Annotated in this window: 18 protein-coding genes and 1 tRNA gene; 11 read left to right on the plus strand and 8 right to left on the minus strand. The window is 63.2% G+C overall.

What is annotated here, in order from left to right:
* Nucleotides 1-28 precede the first annotated feature (28 nt).
* Nucleotides 29-1423: an aminotransferase family protein gene (locus MUB52_RS09525; RefSeq protein WP_263843986.1), complete on the minus strand. Its 1395-nt coding sequence runs from the start codon at nt 1421-1423 to the stop codon at nt 29-31.
* Between the two features lie 256 nt (nt 1424-1679).
* Between MUB52_RS09525 and MUB52_RS09530 the strand changes: the two genes are divergently transcribed.
* The 4 genes from MUB52_RS09530 to MUB52_RS09545 all read left to right on the plus strand — a co-directional run bounded on the left by MUB52_RS09530 (nt 1680) and on the right by MUB52_RS09545 (nt 6491).
* Nucleotides 1680-2969: an NAD(P)/FAD-dependent oxidoreductase gene (locus MUB52_RS09530; protein ID WP_263843987.1), complete on the plus strand. Its 1290-nt coding sequence runs from the start codon at nt 1680-1682 to the stop codon at nt 2967-2969.
* A 342-nt stretch (nt 2970-3311) separates the two neighbouring features.
* A complete protein-coding gene (locus tag MUB52_RS09535; protein ID WP_263843988.1) occupies nt 3312-4313 on the plus strand; it encodes a taurine ABC transporter substrate-binding protein in 1002 nt (333 codons plus the stop codon).
* 109 nt (nt 4314-4422) lie between these two features.
* Entirely contained in the window at nt 4423-5229 is an 807-nt protein-coding gene (locus MUB52_RS09540; RefSeq protein WP_263843989.1) for a taurine ABC transporter ATP-binding protein, read from the plus strand.
* Entirely contained in the window at nt 5226-6491 is a 1266-nt protein-coding gene (locus MUB52_RS09545) for an ABC transporter permease (protein WP_263843990.1), read from the plus strand. The genes MUB52_RS09540 and MUB52_RS09545 overlap by 4 nt, the downstream gene beginning before the upstream one ends.
* A gap of 120 nt (nt 6492-6611) precedes the next feature.
* Here the strand turns inward: MUB52_RS09545 and MUB52_RS09550 are convergent, their stop codons facing one another.
* The gene (locus MUB52_RS09550) at nt 6612-7718 is read right to left on the minus strand and encodes an NmrA family NAD(P)-binding protein (RefSeq protein WP_263843991.1); all 1107 of its coding nucleotides are present in this window, start codon (nt 7716-7718) and stop codon (nt 6612-6614) included.
* 97 nt (nt 7719-7815) lie between these two features.
* Here MUB52_RS09550 and MUB52_RS09555 point away from each other — a divergent pair, with 97 nt between their 5' ends.
* A complete protein-coding gene (locus MUB52_RS09555) occupies nt 7816-8397 on the plus strand; it encodes a TetR/AcrR family transcriptional regulator (protein ID WP_263844210.1) in 582 nt (193 codons plus the stop codon).
* Nucleotides 8398-8766: 369 nt separating this feature from the next.
* On the opposite strand, the gene MUB52_RS24060 is transcribed toward MUB52_RS09555, so the two are convergent.
* The gene (locus MUB52_RS24060) at nt 8767-8880 is read right to left on the minus strand and encodes a winged helix-turn-helix transcriptional regulator (protein ID WP_404818216.1); all 114 of its coding nucleotides are present in this window, start codon (nt 8878-8880) and stop codon (nt 8767-8769) included.
* A gap of 38 nt (nt 8881-8918) precedes the next feature.
* Here MUB52_RS24060 and MUB52_RS09560 point away from each other — a divergent pair, with 38 nt between their 5' ends.
* Both MUB52_RS09560 and MUB52_RS09565 read left to right on the plus strand, forming a co-directional pair.
* Entirely contained in the window at nt 8919-9200 is a 282-nt protein-coding gene (locus MUB52_RS09560; RefSeq protein ID WP_263843992.1) for a hypothetical protein, read from the plus strand.
* Between the two features lie 30 nt (nt 9201-9230).
* Nucleotides 9231-9623: a YybH family protein gene (locus tag MUB52_RS09565; RefSeq protein WP_263843993.1), complete on the plus strand. Its 393-nt coding sequence runs from the start codon at nt 9231-9233 to the stop codon at nt 9621-9623.
* Between the two features lie 418 nt (nt 9624-10041).
* Here MUB52_RS09565 and MUB52_RS09570 read toward each other — a convergent pair.
* Nucleotides 10042-10117 (minus strand) — tRNA-Ala (locus MUB52_RS09570).
* Between the two features lie 94 nt (nt 10118-10211).
* On the minus strand, nt 10212-10541 hold the full coding sequence (locus tag MUB52_RS09575; RefSeq protein WP_263843994.1) for a TIGR02300 family protein: 330 nt from the start codon (nt 10539-10541) through the stop codon (nt 10212-10214).
* Nucleotides 10542-10654: 113 nt separating this feature from the next.
* Between MUB52_RS09575 and MUB52_RS09580 the strand changes: the two genes are divergently transcribed.
* The 3 genes from MUB52_RS09580 to MUB52_RS09590 all read left to right on the plus strand — a co-directional run bounded on the left by MUB52_RS09580 (nt 10655) and on the right by MUB52_RS09590 (nt 12678).
* Nucleotides 10655-11353, plus strand: a complete 699-nt coding sequence (locus MUB52_RS09580) for a M48 family metallopeptidase (protein ID WP_263843995.1) — start codon at nt 10655-10657, stop codon at nt 11351-11353.
* Nucleotides 11354-11398: 45 nt separating this feature from the next.
* Nucleotides 11399-12049, plus strand: coding sequence for a GntR family transcriptional regulator (locus MUB52_RS09585; protein WP_318527417.1), 651 nt, complete (start codon nt 11399-11401; stop codon nt 12047-12049).
* Between the two features lie 152 nt (nt 12050-12201).
* Nucleotides 12202-12678 carry a GNAT family N-acetyltransferase gene (locus tag MUB52_RS09590; RefSeq protein ID WP_263843996.1) on the plus strand — a complete coding sequence of 159 codons (477 nt, stop codon included), beginning with the start codon at nt 12202-12204 and terminating at the stop codon, nt 12676-12678.
* 2 nt (nt 12679-12680) lie between these two features.
* On the opposite strand, the gene MUB52_RS09595 is transcribed toward MUB52_RS09590, so the two are convergent.
* Together MUB52_RS09595 and MUB52_RS09600 are read right to left on the minus strand one after the other, a co-directional pair.
* On the minus strand, nt 12681-13643 hold the full coding sequence (locus MUB52_RS09595; RefSeq protein ID WP_263843997.1) for an acetyl-CoA carboxylase carboxyltransferase subunit alpha: 963 nt from the start codon (nt 13641-13643) through the stop codon (nt 12681-12683).
* Nucleotides 13644-13707: 64 nt separating this feature from the next.
* Nucleotides 13708-14304 (minus strand): LysE family translocator, encoded by a 597-nt coding sequence (locus tag MUB52_RS09600; protein WP_263843998.1) that lies wholly within the window; start codon nt 14302-14304, stop codon nt 13708-13710.
* 72 nt (nt 14305-14376) lie between these two features.
* Here MUB52_RS09600 and MUB52_RS09605 point away from each other — a divergent pair, with 72 nt between their 5' ends.
* Nucleotides 14377-14829, plus strand: coding sequence for an Lrp/AsnC family transcriptional regulator (locus MUB52_RS09605; RefSeq protein WP_263843999.1), 453 nt, complete (start codon nt 14377-14379; stop codon nt 14827-14829).
* Nucleotides 14830-14909: 80 nt separating this feature from the next.
* Here MUB52_RS09605 and MUB52_RS09610 read toward each other — a convergent pair whose 3' ends face one another.
* Entirely contained in the window at nt 14910-15380 is a 471-nt protein-coding gene (locus MUB52_RS09610; protein ID WP_263844000.1) for a DUF302 domain-containing protein, read from the minus strand.
* Between the last annotated feature and the right edge of the window lie 5 nt (nt 15381-15385).

The following is a 15385-nucleotide window of genomic DNA, read 5'->3' on the forward strand; positions in this document are numbered from 1 at the left end:
GGCCCGCCTCAGGCTGCGTGCGCCGGGGTCAGCCGAAGACGCGGGTGAGCGCGCCGTCGACGGCCGCGCAGATATGGTCGATGTCGTCCTTGGTGGCGATCAGCGCGGGCGAGAAGCAGAGCGTGTTGTTCTTGCCGGGCAGCGACCGGTTGGTCGCCCCGATGACCACGGCCTGGGCCATGCAATCCTTGACCACGGCCTGCACCTTGGCTTCCTCCGCCGGGTCGCGGCTGTCGCGGTCTTTGACCAGCTCTGCGCCGAGGAAGAGGCCCTTGCCGCGCACGTCGCCGATGACGTCGTGCTTGTCTTTCAACTCGCCCAGCTTGCCGAGCATGTAGCCGCCCATCTCGACGGTGTTTTCTAGCAGGTTCTCATCCTCGATGATCCGCATGTTTTCCAGCGCCGCCGCCGGTCCTGCGGTGCAGCCGCCGAAGGTGGAGATGTCGCGGAAGTAATTCATGTGATCGCTGGCGTCGTCCTTGAACATGTCGAAGACGGCCTCGGTGGTGGCGAGGCAGGAGATGGCCGCATAGCCCGAGGCGACGCCCTTCGCCATGGTGACCATATCCGGCTCGATGCCGTAGTGCTGATAGCCGAACCAGGTCCCTGTGCGGCCGACGCCACAGACAACCTCGTCGATGTGCAGCAGGATGTCGTACTTGCGGCAGATCTCCTGCACCCGCGGCCAGTAACCCTCGGGGGGGACGATCACGCCGCCGCCGGCGGTCACCGGCTCGAGGCAGAGCGCGCCCACGGTATCGGGGCCTTCGCGCAGGATGATCTCTTCGATCTGGTTCGCGGCCCATTCGCCGTAGTTCTGATCCGGGGCGCCCTCCTGCTCGTGCTTGCGGTACTCCAGGCAGTGGGGCACGCGCACGAAGCCGGGCGTGTAGGGCCCGTATTGCGCGTTGCGCTCGTCCTGACCTCCGGCGGAGAGGCAGGCGATGGTCGTGCCGTGATAGTCGCGGTCGCGGTAGAGGATCTTGTGCTTGCGACCGCCGTAGCGCTTGTGCGCGATCTGGCGGACCATCTTGAAGGCCTTCTCATTCGCTTCCGAGCCGGAGTTGGCATAATAGATGCGGCTCAGTCCCGGCATCTTGGTCAACAGCTTCTCGGCAAAGAGCGCGCCGGGGATCGAGCCCACGGTGCCGCCGAAGAAGTTCATCTTGACGATCGCATCGCGCACCGCGTCGCCCATGCTCTCGCGGCCGTAGCCGACGTTCACGGTCCAGACCCCGCCCGAGACCGCGTCGACATGTTCGATGCCCTTCTGGTCCCAGACCCGCAGGCCCTTGCCTTCGATGATGATCTTGGGGTCGGCGCCGGTGAAGAAGGGCTGGTGCTGGATCAGGTGATGCCAGACATTCGCGCGGTCCGCTTCGACGACGCGGCTGAGGTCGTTCTCGTTGAAATTGCCGTCCATGGGTCGGGCCTTTCCTTAAAGCGTAGAATCAGGTGAAATCGAGCGGAGTGCGCTCCGGATTTGACTGACATGACTGTTTTTCGGGCGTCTGTGTTAGGGCCAGACGCGGTGTAACGATAGGACCAGATGTGCCGCCTTTTCAAGCCGCATCGGGCGCATCGCGCTGGTATTGTGGCGCATTTGACCTTGCGCGGTCAAATTCCGCGCCGCCGGCGACCCATTGACCGGTGCCGCATTTCTGAGCACGAGATAGCCCATGCAGATCCCTGACGCGCTCTGGCGGGTGACCGCGCCCGATGCTGCCCCGGCTGAGCGGCTGGAGGGCGACCTTGCCGTCGACGTGGCGATTGTGGGCGGCGGGTTCACGGGCCTGCGCGCGGCGCTGGCGATTGCGGAGGCCGGCAGCACGGTGGCCGTCTTGGAGGCAGGCGACGTGGGGTTCGGCGCCTCGGGGCGCAACGGCGGGCAGGTGAACCCGATGCTGCCAGTGGCGGTGCCGGACGATCTGCACAAGGCGGTGGGGCCCACATACTTCGAGCGGATGGCGGAGACGTCGCTGCGTTCTGCGGATGACCTCTTTGATCTGATCCGTGCTTATCAGATCCCGTGCGACGCGCGGCAGAAGGGCTGGATCCGGGTCGATCACTGCCGTGCGGCGCGGGATGTGTCGCGGCGCAATGCGACGCTCTGGAACTCCCATGGGGCGGATTTCGAATTCCTCGAACGCGAGGATGTGGAACGGCTGACCGGGGCGCGGGGCTATGCCACGGGCACGCTCTCGGCGCGCGGGGGCGCGGTGCAGCCCATGGCGCTGGTGCGCGGGCTTGACCGGGTGGTGCGCGCGGCGGGGGCGCAGGTTTTCAGCTTTGCGCCGGTCAAGAACATGGCCCGCCGCGACGGGCGCTGGCATCTGGATGTGGCGGGCCACGCTGTCACCGCCGAGACGGTGATCGTGGCGACAAATGGCTATTCGGACAGTCTGGTGCGCGGCCTGAAGAAATCGGTCTTGCCGCTTTACTCGACACAGATGGCGACAGACCCTCTGGACGAGAGCGAGATCGGGCCGATCCTGCCGGAGGGCCATACGATTTCAGATACGCGGCGGCTGATCATGTATGCGCGGCGCGAGCCGGGTGGGCAGATGTGTTTTGGCGGCATTGGCTTCGACAACCTGCGCGGCGGCGTCGGCGGCTTTGGCTGGATCGAAAGGGATGCGCCCGAGACCTTTCCGAGCCTCAAGGGGGTCACGTGGCGCTATAAGTGGAGCGGCCATATCGCGCTGACCGAGGACCGGGTGCCGCATCTGCACGAGCCTGCGCCGGGGCTGATCTGCGGTCTGGGCTACAACGGGCGCGGGGTGGCGATGAGCCACGTGATGGGGCGCGAACTGGCGCGCTGTGCGCTGGGTACGCCAGCTGAGGATTTGCCTTTTCCGGTCACGAAAATCCCGGCCTACAAGTTCCGCGCGCCGCAGGTGCTGGGCGCGGGGCTGGCGATGGCAGCGCTGCGCCTGCGCGACCAGATGGAGTGGAAAAGCGAGGCCTGAGGTCGAACTGGACTCATGGAGCGTCTTAAAGTGGACATTTTTTTTGGCCCGCCCATCGCCACTATGCGCAGCGGGCCGGCACAATGGCAGACCTGACTTCAGTGTTTTGCAATGCAGAATTTCGGGATTTTGCAATGTCCCGCATGCCGAGAACAGAGGGGGCATATTTTTCGGGCAGTTTCATCTGCATGACAGTTTTGTATCAATAATGCACTTGCGGGCGCTGCAATTCTGACATTGGATGACGATGTGCAATCAAAGACGAACAAGCGGTGACAAGCCGCGTCGCACCAAATGAAGGCTGGTCTGGGATGGCTGGCGTATGATCAACGGGAGAACGAAATGATCAAGAAGACGACATGTGCCTTTGTAGCGGGGGCCGTCATGGCGCTCGGAGCGCACAGCGCCTCGGCAGATGGCCACGGTGAGATCACCGTCGCCTACTTCCTCGAATGGCCGATGCCGTTCCTGGCAGCGAAGGCCTCGGGCGCGTATGAAGAAGCGCTGGGGATGAAGGTGAACTGGGTGTCCTTCGAGACCGGCACCGCGATGTCCGCGGCGATGGCCTCGGGAGACGTGCAGATCGCCGTGAGCCAAGGTGTGCCGCCCTTCGTGGTCGCCACGTCCGGCGGTCAGGATATCCAGGTCGTGGACGTGGCGGTGAGCTATTCGGACAATGACAACTGCGTCGTTCACGCCGATCTGGAGATCGACAAGGAAACAGCGGGCGAGTTGGCCGGCAAGAAAGTGGCTGTGCCGCTGGGCACGGCCGCGCACTACGGTTTCCTGCGGCAGATGGACCACTTCGGGGTTGACCTTGCCTCGCTGCAGATCGTCGACATGGCCCCGCCCGAGGGTGCGGCTGCGCTGAGCCAGAAGGCGGTTGATTTTGCCTGCGGCTATGGCGGCGGTCTGGGCCGGATGAAGGAATACGGCAACGTGCTGCTGACCGGCGACGAGAAGGAAGAGCTGGGCATTCTGGTCTTCGATGTGACCTCGGCGCCGGCGTCTTTCATCGCCGAGAACGGAGACGTTGTGTCGACATTCCTGAAGGTGACTGCGGACGCGAATGCGGAGTGGAATGCGAACCAGTCTGACGAAATGCTGGCAGTGATCGCCGAGCAGGCCGGGATGGATCTGGATGCGGCCAAGTCGGCGATTTCCACCATGAAGTTCCCGAGCGTGGACGATCAGCTCTCCGAAGGCTGGCTGGGCGGCAACGCGGCAACCTTCATGAAGGGCGTTGCGGATGTCTTTGTCGAGGCCGGCTCGATCGACTCGGCGCTCGACAGCTACGAGGACGCGGTCAACACTGGCCCGCTCTCGGCGGCGAGCGGCAGCTAGGCGAAATGGAGCGGCGCGGGACACACCCGCGCCGCTTCACCTTTAAGGCCAGAGACGGGGCCAACCCCGTCCGTCCACCCGCAGTGCGCGGTCAACAGGTGGGGACTTCATGACCGGATTATCCATAGAGAATTTGTCGATGCGCTTCGAGTTGCCGAACGGCGACCATGTGCAGGCGCTTCAGAACGTGTCGCTGGACCTGAAGGCCGGTGAGTTGTTGAGCGTGCTGGGCCCGTCAGGCTGCGGTAAGACCACGCTGCTGAATATCGTGGCCGGCTTCCTTGCGCCGACCTCCGGCAAGCTGGTGCTGAACGGGCATGAGATCAAAGGGCCGGACGCCGAACGCGGCATGGTCTTCCAGCAGGGCGCGCTCTTCGAGTGGATGAGCGTCCGTGAGAACGTGGGCTTCGGCCCGTCAATGAAGGGCACGCCAAAGGCCGAGAAGAACAAGACGGTCAATCACCTGCTGGATGTGGTGGGCCTTCAGGACTTCAAGGAGAAGGCCGTCTATGAGCTCTCGGGCGGGATGCAGCAGCGTGTCGCGCTGGCGCGCTGCCTGGCCAACGACCCCGACGTGATCCTGATGGACGAACCTTTGGGCGCGCTCGATGCGCTGACGCGGGAAAAGATGCAGAGCCTCGTCTTGAAGCTCTGGAAGGAGACCGGCAAGACGATCATCCTGATCACCCACTCGGTCGAGGAGGCGCTGCTTCTGGGCGAGCGGCTGATCGTGATGGCGCCGCGTCCAGGACGGATCCACAAGGAGTACCGCCTTCCCTTCGCCGATCTGGGCGTCAACGCCGATCTGCGCGAGGTGAAGAAACATCCCGACTTCGGGCCCAGGCGCGAAGAGATCCTGAACATGATCTGGGATATGGAAGAAGAGATTATGGGCGGGAAGGAGGACGCGGCATGATCCCCCTTCTGATTTACGTCGCCATCTTCATCGCGGCCTTCTTCATTGTGACCAAGGTTGTGCAGGGCGCAGGTATTGGAGATTATACCTCGCTCAAGACCGTCACCTTCGGCGACGAAAGCGCGGTGCGCCCCAATCGCGCGGCCGGCATCATCTCGATCCTGACGATCTTCCTGATGTGGGGCGTCTTCACCGGGTCGAACCTCTTGCCGGGGTTTCTGCATGCGCCCGGACCCTTCGAGGGGACCACGACATTCACCTATACCGCTGAGGCCGATGGGCAGACCGATGATGCAACGGTCACCGTGGTTGTGCATCCGCGCGAGGTCGAGACAGAGGCGCCTGAGGTCGACCCGGGTGACGGATTTGCAAAGAATGACTCCGCGGCGATTGCACAATGGCGCTCGGGCCTTATTCGTGTTGACCGGAACGACGAATTGGGCCGGGACGCAGGTGCGACTGTGGTCGCGATCAACGGCGAGGCTATCGCGCCTGGCGACACGGTCGCGGTTGAAGGTGGCGCGGTCACGCTGAGCGACCGCGGCACGCCCAATTTCGAGCCCACCAAGGGCTGGCAGATGGAGCCGCTCTACCTGCCCGCACCAGAGGCGGTCTGGATCCGCTCAATCGAGGTGGTGAGCGCGGGGTTTCGAAATTTCACCTTGCTGGAGCACCTGGGTTATTCGCTGTTCCGTGTGATCGCGGGGTTCCTGATCGGGGCGCTTGTGGGTATTCCGCTGGGCTACGCGATGGGTCTCAGCGACTGGTTCCGCGGCTGGTTTGACCCGATTGTCGAATTCATGCGGCCGGTGCCGCCGCTGGCGCTTATTCCGCTGGTGATCATCTGGGCCGGCATCGGCGAGGCGGGCAAGATCATCCTGCTGTTCCTTGCAGCCCTGTGGATCATGGCGATTGCAGCGCGATCCGGCGTCTCGGGCGTGAAGATCTCCAAGGTGCACGCGGCCTACAGCCTCGGCGCCAGCAAGTGGCAGATCATGCGCCACGTCATCATCCCCAACTCCCTACCGGAGATCTTCACCGGCGCGCGGGTCGCGATGGGCGTCTGCTGGGGCACGGTTGTGGCGGCCGAACTCGTCGCGGCCGAGCAGGGCGCAGGGATGATGATTATGACAGCGTCGAAGTTCCAGAACACCGACATCGTGATCATGGGGATCATCCTCATCGGTGTGATCGGCTTCGGCATCGACATGCTGATGCGGTGGGCCGAACGCCTGTTGGTGCCCTGGAAGGGCAAGGGCTAAGCCCAAAAGCTATCTGATCTTTGCTTGTCGAAGGCTCCGTTGGAGCCTTCGATTCTTTTACGGGTGGCAAAACCGATCGGTTGCCTTTGGTGGTTGCTCCCGTTTCGCTGCGCTATGCGATCAGGCTGCATTGACAGGGCTGAGGGGGACACCGACCGGGGCGTGGCTTCTGATCCAGTCCCGATCATCTTGCGCAAAGATAGGCATAGGTGGTCTGACATAGTCGCGCGCGTCTTCTTCCCGTCTCAGATCGAACGGGCGGGTGGCCAGAAGTTTTGCAAACCCCGCCAGGGCTCTGAGGCGACCCACTGCGCTGCGGGCGAGATCGGGGCGCGCTGCACATCTGCGATGCACAACACTCTCAAAACTCTCGGGCGGCGCGCCACCGACCGTTGCGACATGGTCCGTCGGAGCGTTCACGGCGAAAGTCCCGCGGCGGTATTCCTCTGTGTAGAGGGCAAGCTGAGTGACGGCGGCGACCGAGTAATTGGCGGGCGGATTTGCCTTCAGGGCCTTGATCATCATGCGCTCGGACATGTCCATGTATCGGACCCGGCGCCCCAGCACGCGGCCCAGGGTATGCGCGATGTCATCGGGGGAGAGCAGTTCCGGCCCGGTCGGGCGATAGGTCTGACCGGCATGGGCGGTCGGGTCGGCGAGCGCGGCCGTCACAACACGAGCAATGTCCGGGTTGGATGGAGCGGCGTTCTTCTTCACATCTCCAGCGCCCAGCGGCATCGCGAACACGCCCAGATGTGCCGCCATGTCGAGCACCATCAGGTAGTTATCCGCAAACCAGCCGGGATTGACCGTCGTGACGGACATCTCGCGGCGCATCGCGATCAGACTGTCGCCCAGATAGACTTCGCGGGTGAAGAGTGAGGGATGATTGGCGCTGGAAAGCCATTGGCTGAGTGTGACCACATGCTCAAGCTTTGCCTCGTCAGCTGCGACGGTGAAAACCGCGTTGAAATGCAGCCCGTTGGGCGCGGTCGGCGCGCATTGGTAGGCGCGTTGCACCCCTTGCATCGCTGCGCGCATGTCGGCCAGCGCATATTGGTCTCCGACAAAGATTTCGGCACCCGCGCGTTCCAGCTGTTCGCTGCGGTGGTCGCGCCGCCGGACGAAGGCGCGAACCGGGAAACCTTTGTCGCGCAGCTGCAGTGCCGTGTGCCGCCCGGTTTTGCCGCTTGCACTGGTGACGAGGATCTTTGGCTTGGCAGACATCTAAATGCTCCCTTTAGATGATCATTGAAATCTTAAAATTAAGATGATACCAATAATCTTAACTGTCAACCCGTGAAGGATCGACGCCGTGCCGAGGATGTCAGACGCCGAGAAACAGAAGAGTCACAAACGGATAATCGACGCCGCCTCGTCGCTCTTTCGCGACCGGGGGATCGAGGCGACGAGCGTGGCGGACGTGATGCAGGCAGCCGGCTTGACCCACGGTGGTTTCTACAGACATTTCGCCTCGAAAGAGGCTCTGGTTCGGGACGCCTTCAAGGCGGCGGTCGACGACGTGCAGGCAGAGATGGCTGCCGCACCGACAGATGAAGTGCGCCGGGCTGCGCGTGGGGAGTATCTGGCGCGGTATCTGTCGGGTGAGCATCTTGACGACCGTAGGCGCGGCTGTCCGCTGGCCGCACTGGGCGCAGAGATCAGCCGACTAGATGGGCCGGTTCGATCCGAGGCGTCGCGCACCGTCGAGAGTATGGCGCGGCTGCTGAACTCCGATGAGGCGGACGTGGCAGAGCAGGGCCTTGCCATGATGGCCCTGCTGCTGGGGACGATCACTCTGGCGCGCATTGCCGAAACGCCTGAATTGGCCGACGCTGTCCTCGCCGCAGGGCGGCGGGGCAGCACAGTGATCGATGAGCACATGAAACCCGATCGACCGAATTGAGCGCGCGATGACCGATCCGGAAAGCGTATTGCCCAGCGGCCGACTCATCTCAACGCAAGATGCGGCCGTGCCAAGGCATCCGCAGTTTGAAACTGGCCGTACTTTTTTGACGACCTTTAGGAATGGGAAGAGACCATCGCCCGGAAACAGGTCCAACCCGCTGATCCGTAGGCGGCTACAAGGTGTCGGCCGCGCCGCACGACACAGACCGCCGCGGGGCTTCGATGCCGAAATCTCACCCCTGTCGGACCACCGCAGGGCCAGTATCGATGACGGCAGTCGCACGGGCCATGCAAAGCCGCCGCCAAAGGCCGTTCCAGAATACCCGCTGAGTATCAGTCCAGGCTGGATCTTCTGCTGATTGCTGCCTCACCGGCACATCTCAGCCAGAATTGCATATAGCATCTGGCCATCTGTTGTCAGCGCGTATTCCACCCGGACCGGTACCTCGGCGAAGACCCCGACGCGTTCTTCCGCCTCTATGGTGTCGAGAGCATCGACACAATGCGGGGGCCCGGCTGATGCGAGGCGTCGGTCAGATCAGGCGCTGGTACGCGCAGGCCTTTGAGACCATCGAAGGAACCCTGCATCACAAGGAAAAGGCTGCTCTTGCTGACGGCAACATGGCGCTGCTTCTCTGGGCCTACGACTTCGAGCCGCCCACGGGCGGTACGCCACCCGCCGATGTTCATCTCACTGGCCGCGTACTTCTGGCCGATTGCCGCAGTGACGCGGGAGCGTGGAAGCTGCTCTTTGACATCGACACCACGCCACGCAACGTGACGCGGGCCCTCTTGGCCTGAACTCTGCCTCTTCTTCCCAACGATAGTGGAATGACATCACCGACAAAGCGCAAGATCGCAGACGGCCCGCAGCAAATTGTTGAGCGCTTGGCTGAATTCATTGGGCAGGGTCATAGGGAGGGCGTGGTCTCCTTGTATCATCCGGAATGTCGCGTGGCGATGGTCCCGGATGGCCCACCGATGAAAGGCTATGCCGGTGTACGCGACCTCTTCGGGGATTTCGTAGCCAACCGCGTCACGCTTCGAAGCACAGTTTCGGGCGAGATGATCAACGGCGATACGGCCATCCTCCAAGGCGAATGGATGGTGGAGGCCAGGGACGGCACGCCGCTTGCCATCGAAGTCGCGAAACGACTGGACCACGGTGGTTGGATTTACTTTATCGATTGTCCGATCCACGGGCCGAAGCCAATCCGCAGCTGATCGTTCGCTCGAACCTCCCAAACATCGCCTGGGCAAGTGCTTTTCTGCGCCAGTCCTCACGTGAAACCGATGAACGACAACTGGTGCGCGCTACGATTTACCGCCAGACCTGCGGTGCTGTTGCCGTGCTGTAGCCCGTTGAACTGGACAAGCCGACCCCGGGCAGGCGGATCGGTCATGATCAGGCTGCGCGCAACCGGGGTCAGGCTGGACCATACGACAAAGCCGCCTTGGGTCTTCCCCGGCCTCCCCATCTGCCACACCGTGACCGAGCGGGCTTGATCGCCTTGGTCCGCTCAGGCCTCCCAGAAGCTCGCTGGCGGATCCGACCGCATTTGACGCAGCGGGAGGAGCGGACCGGGCTATTGCGAGAGTCCGGCCAGCGTGGATCAGAGCGGCCCCGACGATAGGAATAAAATGGTGGAGCCTAGCGGGATCGAACCGCTGACCTCCTGCATGCCATGCAGGCGCTCTCCCAGCTGAGCTAAGGCCCCATCGGTGGATGTGGTATCCGGTGCGCCGCTGAATAGGCCCAACGCGGGGCGGGATCAAGCGTAAAAATCGCCGCCCTCGCGCGTTTTCGACAAATCAGTTGTCGTCGTCTTCCGAGGCGACATCCGCGATCTCTTCCAAGGGCACGCTGTCATCGTCGTCTTCGTCGTCATCGAGCAGATCATCATCCAGATCGACATCGACGTCGTCCTCATCGTCGAGCACCACATCGTCATCGTCCGTATTGGCCTTGGCCTTGGCAGAGGCGGCATCCTCGGCATCCGCTGCGATCATGCGGGATTTGCTGAGGTCGATCTCGACAACCTCACCGGTATAGGGGCTGATGATCGGATCGTTGTTCAGATCGTAAAAGCGCTTGCCCGTTGTGGGGCACAGGCGCTTCGTTCCCCATTCTTCCTTGGGCATGAAAAACCCTCTTCTTGATTGCGACTCTTCGTGTAGATGATTCAGCGCAAGTGCCATATGAAGCGGGGGCTGTAAAGGGCTGCCGGAGGCTGGCCCGCTGCCGGAGAGCCGATATGCCCGAGTTGATCCTGCCTGGTGATCCGCCGATTCCCCTGACGCTGCGGCGCTCGGGCCGGGCGCGGCGGATTTCGCTGCGCATCTCGCAGCTCGACGGGCGGGTCACGCTGACGCTGCCAAAGGGCGTGCCCGAGCGTGAGGCGCTGGGGTTCGCACGCGAGAAGGAGAGCTGGATCCGCGGGCATCTGGCGGCGCGCGGCGCGGATGTGATCGTCGGTCTGGGTACGGCGCTGCCGGTGGGCGGCCAGCTGCATGAGGTGGTTCCGACCACTGGGCGCAAGGTGGTCTTTGAACCGGGGCGTGTGGCCGTACCCGGCGCGCCCGATCGGGTGGGGCGGCGGCTTGTGGGTCATCTCAAGACGCTCGCACGGGCCCGGCTGGCAGAGGCCTCCGACACCTACGCCGCGCGACTCGGCAAGCCCTATTCGGCGATCACGCTGCGGGACGCGCGGTCGCGCTGGGGGTCCTGCACCGCTGAGGGGCGGCTGATGTACTCCTGGCGGCTGATTCTCGCGCCGCCTGAGGTGCTCGACTATGTGGTCGCGCATGAGGTGGCGCATCTGGCGGAGATGAACCACTCAGCGGCCTTTTGGGCGCAGGTGACCCGGATTCACGGGGATTACGCTGAGCCGCGCAACTGGTTGCGGCGCAACGGCAGTGATCTGCACCGGTATCGCTTCGAGCGCTCTGCTTGAGGGGAGCGCCTTGACGGCCTCGTCATTTGTGATCACAGATGTTCCATGATCCTGAATCCGCGCCCCGCCGAAGCCACGAGTGCTGCGCATGACCGCGTCTACCGGGCGCTGCGCGGGCGGATCATGCAGGGGGATCTGCCACCGGGCGAGAGCCTGACTTTGCGCGGGATCGGGCGGGACTTCGATGTCTCGATGACACCTGCGCGCGAGGCCGTTCGGCGGTTGGTGGCGGAAGGCGCGCTGACAATGTCGAGCTCAGGGCGGGTCTCAACGCCTGAGCTCAGCAACGAGCGAATCGAGGAACTGGCGGCGCTGCGCGCGTTGATCGAGGTGGAACTGGCCAGCCGCGCCTTGCCGCGCGCGCATATGGCCCTGATCGAGCGGATGCAGACGATCAACGCCACCATCGCCGAAGCGGTCGCGCATCGCGATGCGGCCCGCTACATCCGGACCAATCTGGAGTTTCACCGCACCCTCTACCTTCGGGCGCAGGCGCCGGCGATGCTGGCCATGGCGGAAACGGTCTGGTTGCAAATGGGTCCGACCATGCGGGCGCTCTATGGGCGGCTACGCAAGACCGAACCGCCGCAGTTTCACCGCCTGATCATCGCCGCCCTGCGCGCCGGCGACGAACCGGGCCTGCGCCTCGCCGTGCGATCGGATGTGACGCAAGGCCTGCGCATGTTGGCGAGCTGATCTTTACCATACGACCAACGCCCCATTGAATTTTTCTACTTTATGTAGAATTTTACCCAAATTCGGCCCATTCGAGGACACAGTTTCCTGTTCTGACTGGGGCGAGCACACTGGGAACGGGGGTTTGTGTCTTGTAAGTGGTTCAGATTGAGATGAAACATCCTGTTTTCAACGGAGAGGTCCGCCCCGCGGGCCACGACGACCTTTCGACTGTTTTGCACATGGTGGCCGCATTGGCCGCTTATCACGGCGATGTCGCCACAGTGACCGCCGACCAGCTTTCGTGCTATATCGAAGGCGCCGACCCTTGGGTCCGCATCCTCTTGGCCGAGGAGCACGGCCGTGCGCTTGGCTATGTGGCGCTGACGCCCTGGTCGCAGATGCAGTTCGGCCTGCGCGGCATGGATATGCACCACCTTTTTGTCGAGCCAGAAGCCCGGAACCGCGGCGTGGGGCGCGCCCTGATTGCGGCGAGCGAACGGGCCGCGCGCGATGCGGGCTGTCACTATTTGTCTGTCGGCACACATCCGGAGAATCGCCTGGCGCAGGACATCTATCGCGGGATGGGGTTCGAGCAACTCGACCCGCCCGGCCCGCGCTTTCGCATCGCGCTTGCTTCGGCGTCCTGAGGTCAGGCCGCGAGGCCGATTCCGCCGATTTCAATGAATTTCGCCCGGCGGTCCGAGACAAGCGTCTGCGGGTCCTTACCCTCGAGGTCGTCCAGCATGCCTTCGAGGGCGCGGCCGACGGCGGAATAGGCAGCGGAGGGGTCGCGGTGTGCGCCGCCCAAGGGTTCGGCGATGATGCGGTCGATCACGCCGAGTTGCTTGAGGTCTTCGGCGGTCAGCCGCAAGGCCTCGGCTGCTTCGCGCATCTTTTCGGCGTCCTTCCAGAGGATCGAGGCGCAGCCTTCCGGGCTGATCACCGAATAGACCGAGTGCTCCAGCATCGCCACGCGGTTGGCCGTGGCAAAGGCCACGGCCCCGCCCGAGCCACCCTCGCCGATGATCACCGAGACCAGCGGGACACCGATCTGCAGACATTTTTCAGTGGCGCGCGCGATGGCTTCGGACTGTCCGCGTTCTTCGGCGCCCTTGCCGGGGTAGGCGCCCGGTGTGTCGACGAGCGTGATCACCGGCAGGTTGAAGCGATGCGCGATGTCCATCAGCCGGATGGCCTTGCGGTAGCCTTCGGGGCGCGCCATCCCGAAGTTCCGCTCGATCCGCGATTTGGTATCGTTGCCCTTCTCATGGCCGATCACCATGACGGGGCGATCGTTCAACCGCGCAAGCCCGCCCATGACCGCGTGGTCGTCGGCGAAGTTCCGGTCGCCTGCCAGCGGCGTGTAATCGGTAAAGAGCGCATCCACGTAGTCCTCGCAATGTGGCCGTTCCGGGTGCCGCGCGACCTGGCATTTGCGCCAGGGGGTGAGCGACTTGTAAAGATCCTGCAACATCGCCTTGGCCTTGACGTCGAGGGCCGCGGCCTCTTCGGTCACATCCATTTCCTCGTTGGCGCGGGCCAGGGCGCGTAACTCTTCCGCCTTGCCTTCGATCTCGGCCAGCGGTTTTTCGAAATCCATGTATTGGGTCATGGGCGCTCTTATCGTTGGTGACCTCCGTTGTATGACGGGCCTCGCGGGGCAATGCAACGACGCGTTACCTGGGCCAGAGCACAGGATAGAGCGAGGCGATGAGCAGGGCGGCCATGGTCCGGTTGAACACCCGCAGGCGGCGCGGGTTGGTCAGCACCCGGGCGAGCTGTTGTCCGAGTACGGTCCAGGCCGTAATCGCAGGCAGGTTCACACTGGCGAAGATCACCGCAACGAGCGCGAAGGCGGCGAGCGTCTGGCTGGGCGCGTAGACCGAGAGCGCGGTCAGCGCCATGGCCCAGGCCTTGGGGTTGACCCATTGGAACGCAGCGGCCTGCAGGAAGGTCATCGGGCGCCCCTTGCCCGCGTCGCCGCGGATCGGGGCCGCGGTGGCGATCTTCCAGGCGAGATAGCTCAGGTAAAGCACCGAGATCACCTTCAGGACCGTGTAGCTCACCGGGTAGCTCTCGAACACCTGCGCCAACCCTGCGCCCACCAAGACGATCATCAGGCCGAAGCCTACCGAGATGCCGAGCATATGCGGGATCGAGCGGCTGAAGCCGTAATTGGCGCCTGAGGCCATGAGCATGAGGTTGTTGGGTCCGGGTGTTGCGGAGGTGACCAGCGCGAAGAGGACAAGGGCGGTAAGAAGCTCGACTGACATGGCGCAATGATTGCGTAGAAATGGAGGCTATAAATTGCGTTCTCCCGCGGGTTCAGAGTAAATCTGCAATCTATGGGTAATATTGATGAGAAATCCGAACGAATATTGCGGGAGCTTACACGTGATGGCCGTATCAGCAACCTCGAACTGGCCGAGCGGGTGGGGCTGTCGCCCTCGGCCTGCTTGCGCCGGGTGCAGGAGTTGGAGCGGTCGGGTGTGATCCGGGGCTATCGCGCCGTGCTTGATCCGATAAAGCGCGGTATCGGCTTCACGGCCTATATCACCGTGGGGCTGAGCGACCATTCGAAGGCCTCGCAGGAGGCGTTCGAGCGGGCGATCTCGAGGGCGCCGGAGGTGGTGGAGTGCCACAACATCACTGGAGCAACCGAGTATCTGTTGCGGGTGGAATGCGCCGATCTGCCGAGCTACAAGCGATTTCACACGGACAACCTTGGGGCGTTGCCGCAAGTGAATGCGATCACCTCTTATGTGGTGATGGGGTCGCCCAAGGACGCGCGGGCGTAAGTGCTTCGGTGGTGCGCCAGAAGAGTTTCATGCCTCCGGCGGGGATATTTGGAGCCAGAAGAAGTCCCAGTGCTTAGGTCCTAGTCGGTGGCAGCTGCGGCGATTGCGGCGAAGCGGCTGTCGAGCTCTTCAGCCAGGGTTGCGAGTTCCGGGCCAGCTTCGTCCATGTAGGGTGAATAGACAAAGCTGGGGGTCTTGTACGAGAGCGTTGCCGTGCCGTCCGGCTCTTCGGTGACGTAGAAGCGGACGGGCGCTTCGATCATCGCGGCGGTGGAGAGGGCGAGGACCTTCACCGCGAAGTCGTTGTTGAAGACGCCGACGACACGATTTTCGGGGATGGTGATGCCGCGGGCGCGGGCCGCCCCTGTGGGCCCGGCCTGAGTAACGACCCCCATCCCGTTGGCCTTGACGGCGGCCTTCAGGTCGTCGAGCAGCGTTGCGTGCGGTTTCTGCGTTGGAATGACGACCCATCCGTCGCGGGGCGTGATGGACTGCGCGGCAAGGGTGGTCGCGCAGAGCAGCGTGAGGCAAAGGGTGAGGATCGGTTTCATGACGG

Origin of the sequence: Roseobacter sinensis, from assembly GCF_025755255.1 — a bacterium.
Taxonomy (GTDB): Bacteria; Pseudomonadota; Alphaproteobacteria; order Rhodobacterales; family Rhodobacteraceae; genus Roseobacter; species Roseobacter sinensis.

Excerpts from the sequence above, each read along its gene's own strand:
- MUB52_RS09525 (WP_263843986.1), bottom strand. The coding sequence starts at position 1,423 with ATGGACGGCAATTTCAACGAGAACGACCTCAGCCGCGTCGTCGAAGCG.
- MUB52_RS09530 (WP_263843987.1), top strand. The coding sequence starts at position 1,680 with ATGCAGATCCCTGACGCGCTCTGGCGGGTGACCGCGCCCGATGCTGCC.
- MUB52_RS09535 (WP_263843988.1), top strand. The coding sequence starts at position 3,312 with ATGATCAAGAAGACGACATGTGCCTTTGTAGCGGGGGCCGTCATGGCG.
- MUB52_RS09540 (WP_263843989.1), top strand. The coding sequence starts at position 4,423 with ATGACCGGATTATCCATAGAGAATTTGTCGATGCGCTTCGAGTTGCCG.
- MUB52_RS09545 (WP_263843990.1), top strand. The coding sequence starts at position 5,226 with ATGATCCCCCTTCTGATTTACGTCGCCATCTTCATCGCGGCCTTCTTC.
- MUB52_RS09550 (WP_263843991.1), bottom strand. The coding sequence starts at position 7,718 with ATGTCTGCCAAGCCAAAGATCCTCGTCACCAGTGCAAGCGGCAAAACC.
- MUB52_RS09555 (WP_263844210.1), top strand. The coding sequence starts at position 7,816 with ATGTCAGACGCCGAGAAACAGAAGAGTCACAAACGGATAATCGACGCC.
- MUB52_RS09560 (WP_263843992.1), top strand. The coding sequence starts at position 8,919 with ATGCGAGGCGTCGGTCAGATCAGGCGCTGGTACGCGCAGGCCTTTGAG.
- MUB52_RS09565 (WP_263843993.1), top strand. The coding sequence starts at position 9,231 with ATGACATCACCGACAAAGCGCAAGATCGCAGACGGCCCGCAGCAAATT.
- MUB52_RS09575 (WP_263843994.1), bottom strand. The coding sequence starts at position 10,541 with ATGCCCAAGGAAGAATGGGGAACGAAGCGCCTGTGCCCCACAACGGGC.
- MUB52_RS09580 (WP_263843995.1), top strand. The coding sequence starts at position 10,655 with ATGCCCGAGTTGATCCTGCCTGGTGATCCGCCGATTCCCCTGACGCTG.
- MUB52_RS09585 (WP_318527417.1), top strand. The coding sequence starts at position 11,399 with ATGATCCTGAATCCGCGCCCCGCCGAAGCCACGAGTGCTGCGCATGAC.
- MUB52_RS09590 (WP_263843996.1), top strand. The coding sequence starts at position 12,202 with ATGAAACATCCTGTTTTCAACGGAGAGGTCCGCCCCGCGGGCCACGAC.
- MUB52_RS09595 (WP_263843997.1), bottom strand. The coding sequence starts at position 13,643 with ATGACCCAATACATGGATTTCGAAAAACCGCTGGCCGAGATCGAAGGC.
- MUB52_RS09600 (WP_263843998.1), bottom strand. The coding sequence starts at position 14,304 with ATGTCAGTCGAGCTTCTTACCGCCCTTGTCCTCTTCGCGCTGGTCACC.
- MUB52_RS09605 (WP_263843999.1), top strand. The coding sequence starts at position 14,377 with ATGGGTAATATTGATGAGAAATCCGAACGAATATTGCGGGAGCTTACA.
- MUB52_RS09610 (WP_263844000.1), bottom strand. The coding sequence starts at position 15,380 with ATGAAACCGATCCTCACCCTTTGCCTCACGCTGCTCTGCGCGACCACC.